Source organism: Microbacterium sp. CGR1 (assembly GCF_001266755.1).
Lineage (GTDB): Bacteria > Actinomycetota > Actinomycetes > Actinomycetales > Microbacteriaceae > Microbacterium.
In genome coordinates, this window is record NZ_CP012299.1 from 920,964 (window position 1) to 938,825 (window position 17,862).

The 17,862-nt window shown below is 68.1% G+C and carries 14 protein-coding genes; 6 read left to right on the top strand and 8 right to left on the bottom strand.

Translation table 11 applies throughout. From position 1 onward, the window contains the following. The 3 genes from AKG07_RS04340 (at position 1) to AKG07_RS04350 (ending at position 2,888) form a co-directional block, all read left to right on the top strand. The gene (locus AKG07_RS04340; protein WP_230101212.1) at positions 1–609 is read left to right on the top strand and encodes a TetR/AcrR family transcriptional regulator; all 609 of its coding nucleotides are present in this window, start codon (positions 1–3) and stop codon (positions 607–609) included. Next, on the top strand, positions 606–2,051 hold the full coding sequence (locus AKG07_RS04345) for a glycerol-3-phosphate dehydrogenase/oxidase (protein WP_053096233.1): 1,446 nt from the start codon (positions 606–608) through the stop codon (positions 2,049–2,051). Before AKG07_RS04340 ends, AKG07_RS04345 begins: the two co-directional genes overlap by 4 nt. Before the next feature lie 141 nt (positions 2,052–2,192). Continuing rightward, entirely contained in the window at positions 2,193–2,888 is a 696-nt protein-coding gene (locus AKG07_RS04350) for an SPFH domain-containing protein (RefSeq protein WP_053096235.1), read from the top strand. 57 nt (positions 2,889–2,945) lie between these two features. On the opposite strand, the gene dxs is transcribed toward AKG07_RS04350, so the two are convergent. The 5 genes from dxs to dut all read right to left on the bottom strand — a co-directional run bounded on the left by dxs (position 2,946) and on the right by dut (position 9,830). Beyond that, the gene (gene dxs / locus AKG07_RS04355) at positions 2,946–4,886 is read right to left on the bottom strand and encodes a 1-deoxy-D-xylulose-5-phosphate synthase (protein ID WP_053096237.1); all 1,941 of its coding nucleotides are present in this window, start codon (positions 4,884–4,886) and stop codon (positions 2,946–2,948) included. A 168-nt stretch (positions 4,887–5,054) separates the two neighbouring features. Beyond that, entirely contained in the window at positions 5,055–7,937 is a 2,883-nt protein-coding gene (locus AKG07_RS04360) for an aconitate hydratase (protein ID WP_171821918.1), read from the bottom strand. Positions 7,938–8,045: 108 nt separating this feature from the next. Further along, complete coding sequence (locus AKG07_RS04365; protein WP_053096240.1) at positions 8,046–8,780, bottom strand: DUF3159 domain-containing protein; 735 nt, start codon at positions 8,778–8,780, stop codon at positions 8,046–8,048. Then, complete coding sequence (locus tag AKG07_RS04370; RefSeq protein WP_053096242.1) at positions 8,777–9,364, bottom strand: DUF3710 domain-containing protein; 588 nt, start codon at positions 9,362–9,364, stop codon at positions 8,777–8,779. The genes AKG07_RS04365 and AKG07_RS04370 overlap by 4 nt, the downstream gene beginning before the upstream one ends. Further along, positions 9,357–9,830: a dUTP diphosphatase gene (gene dut / locus AKG07_RS04375; RefSeq protein ID WP_053096244.1), complete on the bottom strand. Its 474-nt coding sequence runs from the start codon at positions 9,828–9,830 to the stop codon at positions 9,357–9,359. The genes AKG07_RS04370 and dut overlap by 8 nt, the downstream gene beginning before the upstream one ends. A gap of 12 nt (positions 9,831–9,842) precedes the next feature. Here dut and AKG07_RS04380 point away from each other — a divergent pair, with 12 nt between their 5' ends. After that, positions 9,843–10,307: a DUF3093 domain-containing protein gene (locus tag AKG07_RS04380; RefSeq protein WP_053096246.1), complete on the top strand. Its 465-nt coding sequence runs from the start codon at positions 9,843–9,845 to the stop codon at positions 10,305–10,307. A gap of 115 nt (positions 10,308–10,422) precedes the next feature. On the opposite strand, the gene AKG07_RS04385 is transcribed toward AKG07_RS04380, so the two are convergent. Further along, entirely contained in the window at positions 10,423–10,716 is a 294-nt protein-coding gene (locus AKG07_RS04385) for a DUF4193 domain-containing protein (RefSeq protein ID WP_042540214.1), read from the bottom strand. 196 nt (positions 10,717–10,912) lie between these two features. Here AKG07_RS04385 and sepH point away from each other — a divergent pair, with 196 nt between their 5' ends. Continuing rightward, a complete protein-coding gene (gene sepH, locus AKG07_RS04390; protein WP_053096248.1) occupies positions 10,913–11,947 on the top strand; it encodes a septation protein SepH in 1,035 nt (344 codons plus the stop codon). 27 nt (positions 11,948–11,974) lie between these two features. Here sepH and AKG07_RS04395 read toward each other — a convergent pair whose 3' ends face one another. Then, positions 11,975–13,096 (bottom strand): alkaline phosphatase family protein, encoded by a 1,122-nt coding sequence (locus AKG07_RS04395; RefSeq protein ID WP_053096251.1) that lies wholly within the window; start codon positions 13,094–13,096, stop codon positions 11,975–11,977. A 59-nt stretch (positions 13,097–13,155) separates the two neighbouring features. Here AKG07_RS04395 and AKG07_RS04400 point away from each other — a divergent pair, with 59 nt between their 5' ends. Further along, positions 13,156–15,597, top strand: coding sequence for a DNA gyrase/topoisomerase IV subunit A (locus AKG07_RS04400; protein WP_082297818.1), 2,442 nt, complete (start codon positions 13,156–13,158; stop codon positions 15,595–15,597). A gap of 87 nt (positions 15,598–15,684) precedes the next feature. Here AKG07_RS04400 and AKG07_RS04405 read toward each other — a convergent pair whose 3' ends face one another. Next, entirely contained in the window at positions 15,685–17,787 is a 2,103-nt protein-coding gene (locus tag AKG07_RS04405; protein ID WP_082297819.1) for a DNA gyrase/topoisomerase IV subunit B, read from the bottom strand. Positions 17,788–17,862 lie beyond the last annotated feature (75 nt).

Sequence of the window (17,862 nt, forward strand, 5' to 3'; positions counted from 1 at the left end):
ATGGAAGAACGTCAACTGGTGCTCGACGCGATGTCCGACCGCGCTCCGGAGTGGGATGCCACGCAGTCGCGCATCCTCGACGCCGCCGATGCGCTGATCGGTCGACGAGGCGTGAATGGCGTCACGATCGCAGAGCTCGCTCGGCGCGCGGGTCACAGCCGGCCGACGATCTACCGCAGCTGGAACGACGCCGACGATGTCGTCCGCTCAGCGCTCCTGCGCAGAGTCGCGGTGATCCTCGCGCAGTTCCCCACGCACGCGACCAGCCGACACGGACTCGTCGACGATGTTCTCCGCTTCTCCACCCTCTTCCGCGCCGACGACGTGTACGGACGGCTTCTCGCCGATGAACCGGAGGCGTTCACCCGCTACACGCTGCAGCGTGTGGGTTCGAGCCAGAGACTCATCCTGAGGTGGCTGGCGACGGCGATCGGTGCGGCGCAGCAGGGAGGATCGGTGAGGCACGGCGATCCCGACGAGATTGCCGTCATGCTGCTGCTCATCGCGCAGTCGGCCGTGCTCTCGCACGGAACGGTGTCGGAGCTCCTCTCCGAGGAGTCTTGGGAGCGCGAGCTGCGAGCAGCCCTCGACGGGCTCCTGCGGCCATGACCGCGCACTCCCCCGACCTCAACGTCGCGCGTCGGGCCGCAGAGCTCTCCCTGGCCGCGGGGCAGACCGTCGACGTTCTGGTGATCGGCGGAGGCATCACGGGGGTCGGTGTCGCGCTCGACGCCGCCTCGCGGGGTCTGAGCGTCACTCTTCTCGAAGGCGAGGACCTCGCGTTCGGCACCAGCCGATTCAGCTCGAAACTGGTGCACGGTGGACTCCGTTATCTCGCCACCGGCGATGTGGCCACGGCGAAGGAGAGCGCATTCGAGCGTCACCTGCTGATGACCAGGATCGCGCCGCACCTCATTCGCTCTCTACCGCAGCTGCTGCCCTTCACGCCAGGGCTGACGGCCCGCCAGCGCGCAGCCGGCGCGGTCGGGATGGCCCTGGGAGATCTGCTGCGGATGCGAGCGGGCACGCCGCGCCGGTTCCTCCCCCCACCGCGTCTCGTCTCGGCGCGAACGGCACAGCGGCTCTTCCCGTCGCTCGCCGGAGCTGGGCTGCGCGGAGGGATGCTCTCCTACGACGGGCAGCTGATCGACGACGCCCGCCTGGTCGTGACCGTCGCGAGGACAGCCGCCAGTCTGGGCGCCCGCGTCCTCACCCGCGTCCGAGCGCTCGAGCTGCGCGTCGACGGCGCGACCGCCGAAGACGTGCTGACGGGCGAGCGTCTGGACATGCGCGCCCGATCCGTCGTCAATGCCACCGGCGTCTGGGCCGGAAGCCTCGACGAGTCGATCACCGTGCGGCCCAGCCGCGGAACGCACATCGTGCTGGATGCCGCGGATCTCGGCGACCCGTCCGCGGCACTGACCATTCCGCATGAGGGGTCGATCAGCCGCTTCGTGTTCGCGCTGCCGCAGCAGCACGACCGCGTGATCGTCGGGCTCACGGACGAAGATGCGCCGGGCCCTGTGCCGCGGATCCCCGAGCCGACCGAGGGCGAGATCGAGTTCCTGCTCGCGAACCTCAACCGAGTACTGACCGTCCCGATCACGCGCACGCAGGTCAGGGGATCGTTCGCGGGCCTGCGGCCGCTCGTCGACACCGGTGCGGCGTCGACGGCGGACATCTCCCGTCGGCACCTGGTCCGCGTCTCCGAGCGCGGCTTCGTCAACGTCCTCGGAGGCAAGCTGACCACCTACCGGCGGATGGCGGAGGATGCGGTCGACCTCGCCGTGGCATCGGCGGGGCTCGACGCCGGCGCGAGCCGCACGGTGTCCCTCCGCCTCACCGACTCCGCGATGAGGGCCGAGGACAGCGGGGGCCGGGGGCACATCTCCCCAGCGACCATCGACTTCGCCGTCCGCGCGGAGGGCGCGATGACCGCCGACGACGTCCTCGATCGCCGCACCCGGCTCGGCCTCGTCGACGACGACCGGGAGCGGCAGAGGGCGTTCGTCGAATCCGAGGTCGCCGAGATCCTCGCCACGTTCTCCTGACGACGCCGCATCCGCGCGACCGCCGCCAACCGTATCCGCGTCACGGCACACCGGGTAACGAGCACGGAACAGCGAATGAACACCTTCGCCAGCGCCGCTCAGAGAGCGCTCCGAACGCGATCGAGGGGGCACAGTGGTGGCATGGACATGCTCCTCTCGATGTTGGGCGGCAAGGGAATGTCGGGGCTCTTCAAGACCGGCACGGCGATCCTCACGATCCTGCTGGTCGTGCCGGCGCTGCTGAAGATCTTCATCGTCACGGTCGATGAGGGGTGGGCTGCGATCCGCACCCGGAACGGCAAGCCGATCATCCGGAACCGCCCGCAACGGCGCCCCACCTCACGTGGCGGAGCGGTCGGCGAAGTCGTGGTCCTCGATCCGGGGTCGCATGGCGCGTTCCCCCTGTTCTACTGGTATCGACTGATCGATGTGCGCTGCAGGGCGACGGATCTGCCCGCGCGCGAGATGACCGGGGCGAGCGGCCATCAGCACCGGGTGCACGCGTCGTTCGAGTGGCGACCGATCCCGACCGGACGAGATCTCCGAGTGTTCGAACTCGACGTCGTGAACGTCAAAGAACGGGCCTCGAACATCGTGGGCGCCGCACTGCGCGACGTCATCCGCGGCCTCGAGGGCGCGGAGCTGCCCCACAACGACGAGATCAACACCCGCGTGATCGCGGCCAGCGCCGACGAGGTGCGTCGGGCGTGCGGCGTCGAGCTGGTACGCGTCATGGTCACCGGTGACGCGCTCACCGACGGCTATCTGCTCTCGGCCGCGCTCCGGGACACCGATCGCGGGGCGCAGGCGGTCGCCGCACTCCACGCTCTCAACTGATCGCAGCGGTCGAACGGTCTGTGACCGTCATCCGCCGTCACGCGGTGGCGACGCCGGTCAGCGGCGTTCGTGCAGCGGCAGATCGACCGTCCCGCTCGTGCCCGCATCCCGAGCGACGGGGATCCGAGTCCCGAGCACCTGCGACACGACGTCCTGCGCGATCTTCGATGCGGTGAGACCGGCGTCGGCGAGGATCTGGTCCCTCGACGCGTGATCGATGAACTCGTCAGGAAGCCCCAGCTCGTCGACGGCGGTGTCGATGCCCGCCTCGCGAAGCACCTGCCGGACACGCGTGCCGATGCCGCCGACGCGGATGCCGTCTTCGATGGTGATGACCAGACGATGACGAGCTGCCATGCTCACGATCGAGGGCTGCACCGGGATGGCCCAGCGCGGATCGATCACCGTGGCGCCGATGCCCTGAGCGCGCAGACGCTCTGCGACGTCCATCGCGAGCGCGGCGAACGGGCCGATGCCGATGAGCAGGACATCCTCGGACTCGCCGCGGGCGAGCACATCGACGCCGTCGTGCAGCCGCTCGATGGCCGGAAGATCCGCCGCGACGTCGCCCTTCGGGAAGCGGATGACGGTCGGCGCATCGTCGACGAGCACCGCCTCATCGAGGGCCTCCTGCAACCGGGATCCGTCACGCGGCGCGGCGATGCGGATGTGCGGGACGATCTGCAGCATCGCGAGATCCCACATGCCGTGGTGGCTGGGACCGTCCGGGCCGGTGACGCCGGCGCGGTCGAGCACGAAGGTCACGCCCGCCCGATGCAGAGCGACGTCCATGAGCACCTGGTCGAAGGCGCGCCCCATGAAGGTGGCGTAGACCGCGACGACGGGGTGCAGACCTCCGAAGGCGAGACCTGCGGCCGACGCGACGGCGTGCTGCTCGGCGATGCCCACGTCGTACACGCGATCGGGGAAGCGCTCGGCGAACGGCGCGAGACCGGTCGGTCGCAGCATCGCTGCGGTCATCGCGATGACATCGCTTCGACGCTCTCCGATGGCGACGAGCGACTCGGAGAACACGTCGGACCAGCCCGTTCCGCTGGAAGAGAGTGTCTCGCCGGTCGCGGGGTCGATGCGTCCGACCGCATGGAACTGGTCGGCCTCATCGTCGCGAGCAGGCTGGTAGCCGCGACCCTTCTCGGTGATCGTGTGCACGATCACCGGCGCACCGTACGATTTGGCCAGCTCGAGCGTCTCGAGCAGGGCGGGGAGATCGTGCCCGTCGACCGGGCCGAGGTACTTGATGTCGAGGTTCGAGTACAGCGCCTCGTTGTTCGTGAACCGCGAGAGGAAGCCGTGGGTGCCGCCGCGCACCCCGCGGAACACCGCGCGGCCGACCGGACCGAACGCACGGAAGAGTCGGTCCGACTTGTGGTGCAGCTCCTTGTACGCAGCCGCGGTGCGCACCCGGTTGAGGAACCGGGACATGCCGCCGATGGTCGGCGCGTAGGAACGACCGTTGTCATTCACGACGATCACGAGGTTGCGATCGTTGTCGTCGGAGATGTTGTTGAGCGCCTCCCACGTCATGCCGCCCGTGAGTGCTCCGTCGCCGACGACGGCCACGACGTGACGGTCGGCTCGCCCCGTGGCGGTCAGCGCGCGCGACACACCGTCGGCCCAGCTGAGCGAGCTCGACGCGTGCGAGGACTCGACCACGTCGTGAGGGCTCTCGCCGCGCTGGGGATACCCGGCGAGTCCACCGCGCACTCGCAGAGACGAGAAGTCCTGGCGACCGGTGAGGAGCTTGTGCACGTAGGACTGGTGCCCCGTGTCGAAGATGAAGGGGTCGTCGGGCGACGAGAAGACGCGGTGCAGAGCGATCGTGAGCTCGACGACACCGAGGTTGGGGCCGAGATGCCCGCCGGTGCGCGACACGTTCTCGACGAGGAACTCGCGGATCTCACCGGCGAGTTCGATCAGCTGATCCTCTGACAGGGAGTCGAGGTCACGGGGTCCTGAGATGCTCGGAAGAATGGGCATCTGCACCTCCTCTTAGGCACCGTTCGCGGCGCCGATTCCGGTACGGACGCCTGCTCGATCCTACCCCGGGCACCCGGGAAAGCTCGGAGAGCGACTCCCCCTTGACACCGCCCCCGGCACGCGGAAAGGGCCCGGTTCCGAAGAACCGAGCCCTTTCCGATCGTGCGATCAGACCAGCGAACGCAGCACGTACTGCAGGATGCCGCCGTTGCGGTAGTAATCCGCCTCACCGGGGGTGTCGATGCGGACGACCGCGTCGAACTCGACGACCTGCTTGCCCTCGGGCGAGTTCTCGCTCGGCGTGGCCGTGACGCGAACCGTCTTCGGGGTCACGCCGTTGTTGAGCTCCTCGAGACCGGAGATCGAGACGATCTCGGTGCCGTCGAGACCCAGGGACTCCCAGCTCTCACCGGCCGGGAACTGCAGCGGGACGACGCCCATTCCGATCAGGTTCGAGCGGTGGATGCGCTCGAAGCTCTCGGTGATGACCGCCTTGACGCCGAGGAGGCTCGTGCCCTTCGCCGCCCAGTCGCGCGACGATCCCGAACCGTACTCCTTGCCACCGAAGATGACGAGGGGCGTGCCCTGCTCCTGGTAGTTCATGCTCGCGTCGTAGATGTACGACTGCGGTCCACCGGGCTGGGTGAAGTCGCGGGTGTAGCCACCCTCGACGACCTGGCCGTCGTTGACAGCCGAGACCATCAGGTTCTTCAGGCGGATGTTCGCGAACGTGCCGCGGATCATGACCTCGTGGTTGCCGCGACGCGATCCGAAGGAGTTGAAGTCCTTGCGGTCGACCCCGTGCTCCATGAGGTACTGCGCCGCGGGGGTGCCGGGCTTGATGTTGCCGGCGGGCGAGATGTGGTCGGTCGTGACCGAGTCGCCCAGAGTCGCCATGACGCGGGCGCCCTCGATGTCGCGCACCGGGGTGAGCTCCATCGTCATGCCGTCGAAGTACGGAGCCTTGCGCACGTACGTCGAGTTCTCGTCCCACTGGAAGATGTCGTCGTCCGGGGTGGGCAGGCTGCGCCAGCGCTCGTCACCGTCGAAGACGGTCGCGTACTGCTTGATGAACTGCTCACGCGAGATCGAGGAATCGACGATCTCCTGCACCTCGTCGGGTGTCGGCCAGATGTCCTTGAGGAACACGTCGTTGCCGTCGGATCCCTTGCCGAGCGCATCGTTCTCGAAGTCGAAGTGCATCGACCCCGCGAGGGCGTAGGCGATCACGAGCGGCGGGCTCGCGAGGTAGTTCATCTTCACGTCGGGGCTGATGCGGCCCTCGAAGTTGCGGTTGCCCGAGAGCACGGCGGTCACGGCGAGGTCGTGATCGTTGATGGCCGCGGAGACCTCTTCGATCAGCGGACCCGAGTTTCCGATGCAGATGGTGCAGCCGTAGCCGACGGTGTAGAAGCCGAGGCCCTCGAGGTCCTTGTCGAGTCCGGACTTCTCGTAGTAGTCGGTGACGACCTTCGAGCCGGGGCCGAGGGTGGTCTTGACCCAGGGCTTCTGCTTCAGGCCCTTCTCGAGCGCCTTGCGGGCGACGAGACCTGCGGCGATCATCACCGAGGGGTTCGAGGTGTTGGTGCACGAGGTGATCGCCGCGAGGGTCACTGCACCGTTGTCGAGGATGTACTTCTCACCCGACGGAGTGGTGACCGGCACGGGCTTCGACGCGTTCGCCGGTGCGCCGCTGTTGATGTGCACGGGCCGGGTGGTGCGCGGCTCCTCTTCACCGGGCGCGTTGCCCGGGTCGGAGGCGGGGAACGAGTGCTTCGACTCGAGGTCGACGACGTCGTCCGAGGTCGACGGTGCGGCGTAGGCCAGGATGTCCTGCTCGAACTGCGACTTCGCCTCGGAGAGGAGGATGCGGTCCTGCGGGCGCTTCGGGCCGGCGATCGACGGCACCACAGTGCCGAGGTCGAGCTCGAGGTACTCGCTGAAGACGGGCTCCTGCGATGCGTCGTGCCAGAGCTTCTGGGTCTTCGCGTACGCCTCGACCAGCGCGACGGCCTCGTCGCTGCGGCCGGTCAGACGCAGGTAGTCGAGGGTCACGTCGTCGATCGGGAAGATCGCCGCCGTCGAACCGAACTCGGGCGACATGTTGCCGATCGTCGCGCGGTTGGCCAGCGGCACGGATGCCACGCCCTCACCGTAGAACTCGACGAACTTGCCGACGACTCCGTGCTTGCGCAGCAGGTCGGTGATCGTCAGCACGACGTCCGTGGCCGTGACGCCGGCCGGGATCTCGCCGGAGAGCTTGAAGCCGACGACGCGCGGGATGAGCATCGACACGGGCTGGCCGAGCATCGCGGCCTCGGCCTCGATGCCGCCGACGCCCCACCCGAGCACACCCAGGCCGTTGACCATCGTGGTGTGCGAGTCGGTGCCGACGCAGGTGTCGGGGTAGGCGCGCAGCACTCCGTCGACGTCACGGTCGTAGATGACCTTGGCCAGGTGCTCGATGTTCACCTGGTGCACGATGCCGGTTCCGGGGGGAACGACCTTGAAGTCGCTGAATGCCGTCTGGCCCCAGCGAAGGAACTGGTACCGCTCGCCGTTGCGCTCGTACTCGATCTCGACGTTGCGCTCGAGGGCGTTCTCGGAACCGAAGAGGTCGGCGATCACCGAGTGGTCGATGACCATCTCGGCGGGCGAGAGCGGGTTGATCTTGTTCGCGTCGCCACCCAGCGCCGTGACGGCCTCGCGCATGGTGGCGAGGTCGACGATGCAGGGAACGCCGGTGAAGTCCTGCATGACCACACGGGCCGGCGTGAACTGGATCTCGGTGCTCGGCTCAGCCGCGGCATCCCACGAACCCAGTGCTTCGATCTGCGCCTTGGTCACATTCGCGCCGTCCTCGGTGCGAAGCAGGTTCTCGAGGAGGACCTTCAGACTGAAAGGGAGCTTGTCGAAACCGGGCACCGTGTCGATGCGGAAGATCTCGTAGTCGGTGCTGCCGACCGTCAGGGTGCTCTTGGCACCGAAGCTGTTCACCGTGGACACGAATCCGTCTCCTTCTATTCGGATGGGAGCGACAGGCGCCTCCATCTTGCTCGCCAGCGAGCCCCTGCGGCTAGCAAGGCAGACCTAACCAGTCTGCTCCGCTCAGCCCTCAGGCGAAAGCCTGCAATTTATCTTGATGTCAAGATAAATCTATCACGGCTGAGCGGCCTTGTCGGCATCGGCGCCGCGCGGATACAGCGCGCGCACGACGAGCCAGGTGACGGCGATCAGCGGCGCGAACAGCGGCAGGCCCATGATCAGCTTCAGCGTGCCGAGCGCGGTGACGTCTCCGGCGAGGTACAGCGGCAACTGCACTGCGAGACGTGCGAAGAACAGAGCGGCCCAGGCCACGCCGAGCCACAGGAAGGCACGACGCTTGCGACGGTCGCGCCGCCATGCGGTGCCCTCCCCCATCAGGAAACCGACCGCGAGACCGATCAGCGACCAGCCGATCAGCGCCGACACCAGCATGCCGGTGCCATAGACGGCGTTGGTGATGAGGCCGGGGACGAAGTTGTCTTCGCCGCGGCCCGTCCACAGCGCGAGCGCAGCCGCGGCTGCGGCGGCCACGAGACCGCCGATGGCCGCAGACGGGGGTGACTTCTGGATCAGCCGCACGACGGTGAACACCGCGGCGAGCCCGACCGACACACCGAGAGGAACGATCAGCGGCTCGGGCCGGATGGTGAAGAGGACGACGAACGCGAGGCTCGGAAGGACGGATTCGAGGATGCCGCGCCATCCGCCGATCGCGGACCACACCACACGGTGCGTCGCGCCGCTCTCGTTCGGGTCGAGGCCTGCTCGGCGAGCGGCGCCGCCGAGAGCCGCGCCGACGATGTCCGACGCGCTCTGCTCGCGCTCGGGCTCCGGGGCCGGGGTGGTCACGTGGAGCCGGGAGTCGCGGGCATCTTCAGCGGGATCAGGTCGCGCGGCGGCATCGGAGCGCCACCGCGCACGACGACGATCGACCGGAAGAGATCCTCGACCTTGGCGGCCGCTTCGAGATCGGATGCCGCGGCTCCGCCGATGACCCCACGAAGGAACCAGCGCGGCCCGTCGATGCCGATGAAGCGCGCGAGGCGCAGCTCGGATCCCTCGTTGGCCGCCGCGGGAACCTCGGCGAGGAGCTCCTTGCCGAGGGGACCGTCGCGCTCCTCGACCCGGCCGCCCTGGGTGCGCACCTGATCACGCAGCTGCACCCGAGTCTCGTCCCAGAGACCGCCCGAGCGCGGTGCCGCGAAAGGCTGCACCTGCAGGGACGAATCGGCGTAGTCGAGCCCGACGGCCACGATGCGCTTGGACTGCTCTTCGACCTCGAGCCGAAGGTTGAGGCCCTCGCGCGGAAGGATCTTGATGCCGCCGAGATCGATGTAGGGCCGGACGGGGTTCGCCTCGGAGTCGTCGAACGGGCCCTGTGTCGCCCGGTCGTCCGGTGCGGACTTCGAAGGAGTCGCGTTGTTGTCAGTCATTGGTCTGTCCTGCCGAAGGGGAATGGGATCCTGCCTGGTAGCCCGTCGAGCCGAAGCCACCCTCGCCGCGGACGCTCTCTGGCAGCTCCTCGACCGGGATGAACACGGCTCGGGTCACGGGCATCACGATCAGTTGCGCGATGCGATCGCCGACGGCGACATCGTACGCGCTGTGGATGTCGGTGTTGATCAGGCTCACCTTGATCTCACCGCGATAGCCGGCATCCACCGTGCCGGGCGAATTGACGATCGAGATCCCGTGCTTGGCCGCGAGCCCGCTGCGCGGCACCACGAATGCGGCGTATCCCTCGGGCAGCGCGATGCGCACTCCAGTGGCCACGAGCGCCCGCTCGCCGGGTGCCAGGTGGACGGCCTCGGCTGCGACGAGATCGGCGCCCGCATCACCGGGGTGGGCATAGCCGGGCACCACAGAGGTGATAATGGGGACATCAACGGAATCAGTCACCCCACGAGGCTAATGCAGAACATCGCTCCTGACGCGCGGATCCACTACCGCGAGAGACTGTCCCCCAGCCTGTGGCTGCTGGTGACGGTCGCTCTGGCGGGCCCCATGGTGGCGCTCATCTTCGTGCCCGTCGGCTCGACCATCGCCCTGGTCGTCGGCGCAGCGGTCTCGGCTCTCCTCGTGATCGCCTTCCTCGCACTCGCCCCGCCCGTCTCGGTCGACGGCGATGTGCTGCGGGCCGGTCGAGCGCATATCGACGTCCGACACCTCGGCACACCACAGGCGCTGAACGGCGAAGAGGCGCGCCAGGCTCGAGGACCGGGGCTTCCGGCGCGAGGCTGGCATCTGATCCGGGGCGGGGTAGACGGCATCGTCGTCGTTCCGAACATCGACCCCGACGATCCCGTCGACACCTGGACCATCTCGTCGCGCACGCCCGATCGGCTGGCCGCCGCGATCGTCGCCGCCCAGCGCTGACCACGCCGCCCGCCGGAGCACGCTGCGGGATCGATCACGCCGGCTCAAGGCCGGAAAGACGACGCGCCCCTGACCAAGAGGTCGGGGGCGCGTGAGATCTCGCTCTATGGTGCGCTCAGGCGGCGCACTCCTTGCAGATGGGGCCGGATGCGCCCTCGTGGTCGAGCTGAGAACGGTGCTTCACGAGGAAGCAGTTCATGCAGGTGAACTCGTCCTGCTGCGCGGGCAGCACGACGACATCGAGCTCGAGGTCGGAGAGATCCGCTCCCGGGAGGTCGAAGCTGGACGGGTTGTCCGCGTCTTCGTCTCCCGATGAGCCGGAGAGCTTGTCCGGCACACGCTCCTTGAGGGCTTCGATCGACTCGGAGTCGTCTTCACTCTTGCGGGGAGCGTCGTAGTCGGTTGCCATGTGGTAAATCTCCACTTTCATGCGAGTGGGTGGTGCGCCGTCGGGGTAATCGGCGGCCATAGTTTGCATGACCGCGGAGGAATAAGCAAATGCCCGCGGCTGCGACAGACCAAACTCACGGCACGCCCAGACTATTCCCGGTTCTGAGCGGCCCCGCGTGACACCATGAACGCACACCCATCAGAGGGGCATTCGCATGGAAAACGTCACCATCGTCGGCACAGAAGCAGGACTGCTCGTACTCGCGACCGAGTCGGGCGAGCGGTTCGCGCTGCCCATCGACGACGTCCTGCACCGAGAGATCCGTCGGGCGACGCGACAGAGCGAGCCGGCTGCTCAGCGTCTCGCGGCGAGCCCGCGCGACATCCAGGCTCAGATCCGCGCCGGTCTCACGGCGCCCGAGGTCGCGGCCCTCCTCGGCATCGGCGTCGACGACGTCATCCGCTTCGAAGGACCCGTTCTCGCCGAGCGCGAGCACGTCATCGGCCAGGCGCTCGCCGTACCCGTCCTGATCGGCAGCGATGTCGAGCCCGACGCTCAGCCGACTTTCGGCACCGCGATCCGAGCCAAGCTGTCAGAGGTCGAGGCCTCTGCCGAGCGCTGGGCGAGCTGGAAGGACGAGAGCGGCTGGATCATCAAGCTCGAGTTCACCGCCAACGAGGTCGAGCACGACGCTCGCTGGAGCTTCGACCCCCGCCGCAGCGCCCTCGCACCGCTCAACGCCGACGCGACCCAGCTGTCTCGCCAGGGCTCGCTGCCGGACGGACTCATCCCGCGACTGCGCGCCGTCGAGGCCGAACGGCAGGCATCGCCCTACAAGGACGACAGCCGTTTCGACTCCGGCGCATTCGGGCCACGTCTGCTCCCGGCGCCCGAAGCCGAGGTCGACGACAGCATCGCCCCAGAGCGCTCGATGGCAGCGGCGCAGGACGCCGCGATCAAGCGCGCGCCGGAGTCCGCGACGACGAGCCCCGAGACCGCCGACCTGCTCGAGGCGTTGCGACGCCGGCGGGGTCAGCGCGAGACCGCACCGATCCTCGACGAGCCGGACGACGAGAACACGGACCAGAGTCCGATCGCGCTGTTCGACGCCTTCGAGAGCGTTCCTGCGGAGAGTGACGAGCCGGAGCCCGCACCGGAGCCCGCGAACGAGGGCAACGGTCGCCGTCGACGCCGCAACGCGATGCCGTCGTGGGACGAGATCGTCTTCGGGGCCCGCACCGACGAGTAGACCGGCACCCGGCACGAGTGCGAGGACTCAGCGCGCGAAGGCTCCGAACCTGAGCAGCGGAACCTGACGCTCTTCCGGAGTCAGTCCCCCGTGCTGCCCGATCATTCCACGGCCGCGCTGGTCTGCAGCCGTGCCGTCGTAGACGGCACCGTTGCCCCGGGCCACGACGAGGACATCGCCGATCCGCGACGAGGCCGCCTCGGTCACCTCCGGGCCGAACAACCCCGCCGCGATCGCCTGATCCCGGGTTCCGACATCAGCGACGCCGTCGAGGTCACGAACCCACCGCTCGGCGACCGCAGATGCGTCGGCATCCGGTTCGACATAGACGTGCAGCATCCGCGGTTCCCCACCGAGATGGCGAACTCCCTCGAGGTGCTCTGCCTCGAGAACGATCTGCCGGTGCGCCGGCACGTCGAGCATGCCGTGGTCCGACGTCACGAGCACACCGACACCCGGCGGCACACGTCGTGAGAGCGCGGCGTCGATCTCCTCGAGCGCGGCGATCCAGTGCACGGAGTCGAGGCCGTATCTGTGCCCCGCCTTATCGGCCTCGGGCAGGTAGCAGTAGACGAGCGAGCCCGGGTGGCGTTCCGCGAGGTCGTATGCGGCCTCCACTCGCTCGGCGGGTGTCTGGGCGGCGACGAAGTCGGCACCGCGCAGCGTCGCACGGGTGAACCCGCTCCCCGCGTACGCCGCGACGCCGACGGCGAAGGTCGGACGACCCTCTGACCTGGCGCGCTCGAAGACCGTCGGAGCCGCCTGCCACGTCGCCGGATCGAGACCATCCGACTCCCAGCCCGTGAGCTGGTTGACCAGCACGTCCCTGTCGGGATCGAGGACCCGGTAGCCGACCAGTCCATGCTGGCCGGGCCATGTGCCCGTGAGGATGCTGGTGAGAGCCGCCGCGGTGGTCGACGGGAAGACCGAATGGGCGACATCCTTCTTCGCCATACCGGCGGTGAGCGCTCTGGCGTGGCCGGCATGGGCGCGCAGACTGATGGCGCCGAGGCCGTCGATGAGCACGAGGACGACGGACTCGGCCCGCGGCAGGGTCGCGGACTCACCGCGCAGAGCGGCGAACACGTCGTCCGCCACCCCGACGACGCTCCGGGCTGCCGGCGACTCGGACGGTAGAATGAGGGACATCCGAGCCAGTCTGACACAGGCTCCCGTACGCCCTCAGCCTCGCACCATTCAGGATGCCCATGCCGAAGACCCCGCCTGCCGAGCTCGCCCCTGAGCGTATCCAGGACATCGATCTCGAGACAGAGATGCAGGGTTCCTTCCTCGAGTACGCCTACTCGGTGATCTACTCGCGGGCTCTGCCCGACGCTCGCGACGGCCTGAAGCCCGTGCAGCGACGAATCCTGTATCAGATGGCCGAGATGGGCCTCCGTCCCGACCGCGGTCACGTCAAGAGCGCCCGCGTCGTGGGCGAGGTCATGGGAAAGCTGCACCCGCACGGCGACTCGGCGATCTACGACGCCCTCGTGCGCCTCGCCCAGGAGTGGGCGCTGCGCGTGCCGCTGGTCGACGGACACGGCAACTTCGGCTCGCTCGACGACGGTCCCGCGGCTGCGCGCTACACCGAGGCGCGTCTCGCCTCCCCCGCGATGGCGCTCACCGAGAACCTCGACGAGGACGTCGTCGATTTCATCCCGAACTACGACGGCCAGTTCCAGCAGCCGTCCGTGCTGCCCGCAGCTTTCCCGAACCTGCTCGTCAACGGAGCGAGCGGTATCGCCGTCGGCATGGCGACCAACATGGCACCGCACAACCTGATCGAGGTCGTCGCCGCCGCCACCCACCTGCTCGAGAATCCCGACGCGACGACCGAAGAGCTCATGGAGTTCGTCCCCGGACCGGACTTCCCCTCGGGCGGCATCCTGATGGGTCTCGACGGAGTCAAGGACGCATACGCGACCGGACGCGGCGCATTGAAGGTGCGCGGCAAGGTGTCGGTCGAGCCACTCGGCCCGCGGCGCACCGGCATCGTCGTATCCGAGCTGCCGTACATGGTCGGGCCGGAGCGACTGATCGAGAAGATCCGTGATGCCGTCCAGTCGAAGAAGCTGCAGGGCATCAGCGACGTGACCGACCTCACCGACCGCAACCACGGCCTGCGCGTCGCGATCGGCATCAAGACCGGGTTCGACCCCAACGCCGTCCTCGAGCAGCTCTACCGGCTCACGCCTCTCGAGGATTCCTTCAGCATCAACAATGTGGCTCTGGTCGACGGCCAGCCGCGCACCCTCGGGCTCAAGGAGATGCTGCGCGTCTATGTCGCGCACCGGCTCGAGGTCATCACGCGCCGCAGCCGCTATCGCCTCGCTCGCCGCGAAGAGCGTCTGCACCTCGTCGAGGGGCTCCTCATCGCGATCCTCGACATCGACGAGGTCATCCAGGTCATCCGCTCCTCCGACGACTCCGAGCAGGCGCGCGCACGACTGCGGTCCGTCTTCGACCTCAGCGAACTGCAGGCGGAGTACATCCTCGAGCTGCGCCTGCGGCGTCTGACGAAGTTCTCGCGCATCGAGCTCGAGACCGAGCGCGACGCGCTGCTCGCCGAGATCGCCAGACTCCGCGATCTCCTGTCGAGTGAGGCCCTGCTGCGCGCAGTGGTCGCACAGGAGTTGGATGCCGCAGCCGAGGCCTACGGCACTCCTCGCCGTACGCTCCTGATGAACGCCGCGCCCCCGAAGCCGCGCGCGACGAAGGGGGCCGTCGACCTGCAGATCGCCGATGCTCCCACCGTGCTCGTGCTGTCGACGACCGGACGCGCCGTGCGCGTGGACCTCGCCGAGGGGCAGGAGCTCACGCTGCCGGCCCGACGGAGCAAGCACGACGCGATCCTGACCACCGTCGACACGACGGTGCGCGCGGAGATCGGTGCACTGACGACGGAAGGGCGCGTGCTGCGCTTCTCCCCCGTCGATCTGCCGTCGGTACCGTCGTCTTCCGTGCAGCTCGCGGCAGGCGCGCCGCTGCGCGACTACCTCGGGATCACCACCCGCGGAGAGCGGATCCTCGCGTTCGTCCGCTTCGACAGCGACGTCCCGATTGCCCTGGGCACGGCCCAGGGCACAGTCAAGCGGATCGTTCCCTCCACGCTCCCCGTGCGTCCCGACCTCGAGGTCATCGGCATGAAGCCCGGCGACACGGTCGTGGGTGCTGTCGAGGCTCAGGATGACGCAGACCTCGTGTTCGTGACCACGGATGCCCAGCTGCTGCGCTTCTCGGCCTCAGCCGTGCGCCCGCAGGGAGCACCGGCCGGCGGTATGGCGGGCATGAAGCTGGGGGCCGGCGCGTCCGTGCTGTTCTTCGGCGCTGTCACTCCGGATGCCGATGCCGTCGTCGCCACGGTCTCCGGTTCCGACAGCAGCCTGCCCGGTACCGAACCGGGACGTGCCAAGGTGACCTCGTTCGCGGAGTATCCCTCGAAGGGACGAGCGACCGGCGGAGTCCGTGCCCACGCCTTCCTGAAGGGCGAGGACCGCCTCATGGTCGCCTGGGTCGGGCCGAGCCCGGCGCAGGCCGTCGATCCGACGGGTGCGGTGCGCAAGCTCCCCGAACCCGGCGCACGACGCGACGCATCGGGTCAGCCGGTGGACGGCGTGATCGGGAGCATCGGCCGCACTCTGGTCTGAGCGCTGTTCCACGCCGCTTGCCGAGCGCCCACCGCGACGCGCTGCTCGATGTCTACCGCGCGGCTCTGGCGCTGAGCCGCTGAAAGATCAGGCGTCGATCGATTCCCGGGACAGGCGATCGGACGAATCGATGATGAACTCACGTCGAGGCGCGACCTCGTTGCCCATCAGCAGCTCGAACACGCGACCCGCAGCCTCGGCATCCTCCATGCGCACCCGGCGCAGCAGGCGGCCGCCGCGTTCCATGGTGGTCGTGGCGAGCTGCTCCGCGTCCATCTCGCCGAGTCCCTTGTATCGCTGAATCGGCTCGTGCCACCGCTTGCCCGACTTGCGGAGCTTGGCGAGAAGGGCGTGCATCTCCTGCTCGCTGTAGGTGTAGATGGTCTCGTTGGGCTTGGAGCCCGGATTCATCACGATCACGCGGTGCAGCGGCGGCACCGCGGCGAACACGCGGCCATGCTCGATGAGCGGCCGCATGTAGCGATAGAACAGCGTGAGCAGGAGCGTGCGGATGTGCGCGCCGTCGACATCGGCGTCGCTCATCAGGATGACCTTGCCGTACCGCGCGGCGTCGATGTCGAAGCTGCGGCCGGAGCCCGCACCGATCACCTGGATGATCGATGCGCACTCGGCGTTCGACAGCATGTCGCCGACCGACGCCTTCTGGACGTTGAGGATCTTTCCGCGAATGGGCAGCAGCGCCTGGAACTCGCTGTTCCGTGCGTTCTTCGCTGTGCCGAGCGCGGAGTCTCCCTCGACGATGAACAGCTCGCTGCGCTCCACCTCGTTCGTGCGGCAGTCGACCAGCTTGGTCGGAAGGGTCGAGGACTCGAGCGCGTTCTTTCGGCGCTGGGTCTCCTTGTGGGCACGAGCGGAGACTCGTGCCTTCATCTCCGCGACCACCTTGTCGAGCAGCTGCGTCGACTGGCTCTTGTCGTCGCGCTTCGTCGAGCTGAATCGGGCGCCGAGATCCTTCCGGAGCACCTGGGCCACGATCTGACGCACGGCCGGGGTGCCGAGGATCTCCTTCGTCTGGCCCTCGAACTGCGGCTCGGGGACGTTCACCGTGAGCACCGCGGTGAGCCCGGCCAGGACGTCGTCCTTCTCGAGCTTGTCGTTGCTGCCGACCTTCAATCGACGTGCGTTCTGCTCGACCTGCGAGCGCAGCACCTTGAGCAGCTCCTGCTCGAAGCCCTGCTGGTGCGTGCCGCCCTTGGGGGTCGCGATGATGTTGACGAACGACCGCGTGGTCGTGTCGTAGCCGGTGCCCCACCGCATCGCGATGTCGACGGCGCAGACGCGCTCCACCTCTGTGGCGATCATGTGGCCGTCGGCCTGCAGCACCGGCACTGTCTCTTTGAACGTGCCTTCGCCCTGGATGCGCCAGGTGTCGGTGACGGGAGCGTCGTTCGCGAGGTACTCGACGAACTCCGAGATGCCGCCGTCGTACCGGTAGGACGTCTCGATCGGCTGGCCCTCGACCTCGGCGCCGTTGGCCGCGCGCTCGTCGCGGATCACGAGTTCCAGCCCTGGGACGAGGAACGCCGTCTGACGTGCGCGAGTCACCAGGTCGTTGAGCTGGAACGCGGCATCCTTCGTGAAGATCTGGTGATCCGCCCAATAGCGGATACGTGTTCCGCTCGTGCCGCGCGGCGCCTTGCCGACGACCCGCAGCTCGCTCTTGTCCTGGAACGGGGTGAACGGAGCGTCCGGCCGCTTCTCACCCTTGTCGGCGAAGAGTCCGGGCTCGCCGCGATGGAACGACATGGCATAGGTCTTGCCACCTCGGTCTACCTCGACGTCGAGCCGCTCCGAGAGGGCGTTCACCACAGAGGCGCCCACACCGTGCAGTCCACCGGATGCCGCGTAAGAGCCTCCACCGAACTTGCCGCCGGCATGCAGCTTCGTGAAGACGACCTCGACGCCGGTGAGACCGGTGCGCGGTTCGACGTCGACGGGGATGCCGCGACCGCGGTCGTGGACCTCGACACTGCCGTCCTCATGCAGGATGATGTCGATCTTCGAGCCGTTGCCCGCGACGGCCTCGTCGACGGCGTTGTCGATGATCTCCCAGAGGCAGTGCATCAGGCCCGGGGATCCGTTCGAGCCGATGTACATACCTGGGCGCTTGCGGACGGCCTCGAGCCCTTCGAGCACCTGGAGATGATGGGCGGAATACTCGGCGGTCACAATCTCCGAGTCTATTCGCGATGCCTCTCCACCAGCCGCAGACACTCCCCGGGAGCCCTCAGTACGGCACCCGCG

Bases quoted from the DNA above. Each gene is read 5' to 3' on its own strand.
- AKG07_RS04340 (WP_230101212.1), top strand. From the start codon at position 1: ATGGAAGAACGTCAACTGGTGCTCGACGCGATGTCCGACCGCGCTCCG.
- AKG07_RS04345 (WP_053096233.1), top strand. From the start codon at position 606: ATGACCGCGCACTCCCCCGACCTCAACGTCGCGCGTCGGGCCGCAGAG.
- AKG07_RS04350 (WP_053096235.1), top strand. From the start codon at position 2,193: ATGGACATGCTCCTCTCGATGTTGGGCGGCAAGGGAATGTCGGGGCTC.
- dxs (WP_053096237.1), bottom strand. From the start codon at position 4,886: ATGCCCATTCTTCCGAGCATCTCAGGACCCCGTGACCTCGACTCCCTG.
- AKG07_RS04360 (WP_171821918.1), bottom strand. From the start codon at position 7,937: ATGGAGGCGCCTGTCGCTCCCATCCGAATAGAAGGAGACGGATTCGTG.
- AKG07_RS04370 (WP_053096242.1), bottom strand. From the start codon at position 9,364: ATGACTGACAACAACGCGACTCCTTCGAAGTCCGCACCGGACGACCGG.
- AKG07_RS04380 (WP_053096246.1), top strand. From the start codon at position 9,843: ATGCAGAACATCGCTCCTGACGCGCGGATCCACTACCGCGAGAGACTG.
- AKG07_RS04385 (WP_042540214.1), bottom strand. From the start codon at position 10,716: ATGGCAACCGACTACGACGCTCCCCGCAAGAGTGAAGACGACTCCGAG.
- sepH (WP_053096248.1), top strand. From the start codon at position 10,913: ATGGAAAACGTCACCATCGTCGGCACAGAAGCAGGACTGCTCGTACTC.
- AKG07_RS04395 (WP_053096251.1), bottom strand. From the start codon at position 13,096: ATGTCCCTCATTCTACCGTCCGAGTCGCCGGCAGCCCGGAGCGTCGTC.
- AKG07_RS04400 (WP_082297818.1), top strand. From the start codon at position 13,156: ATGCCGAAGACCCCGCCTGCCGAGCTCGCCCCTGAGCGTATCCAGGAC.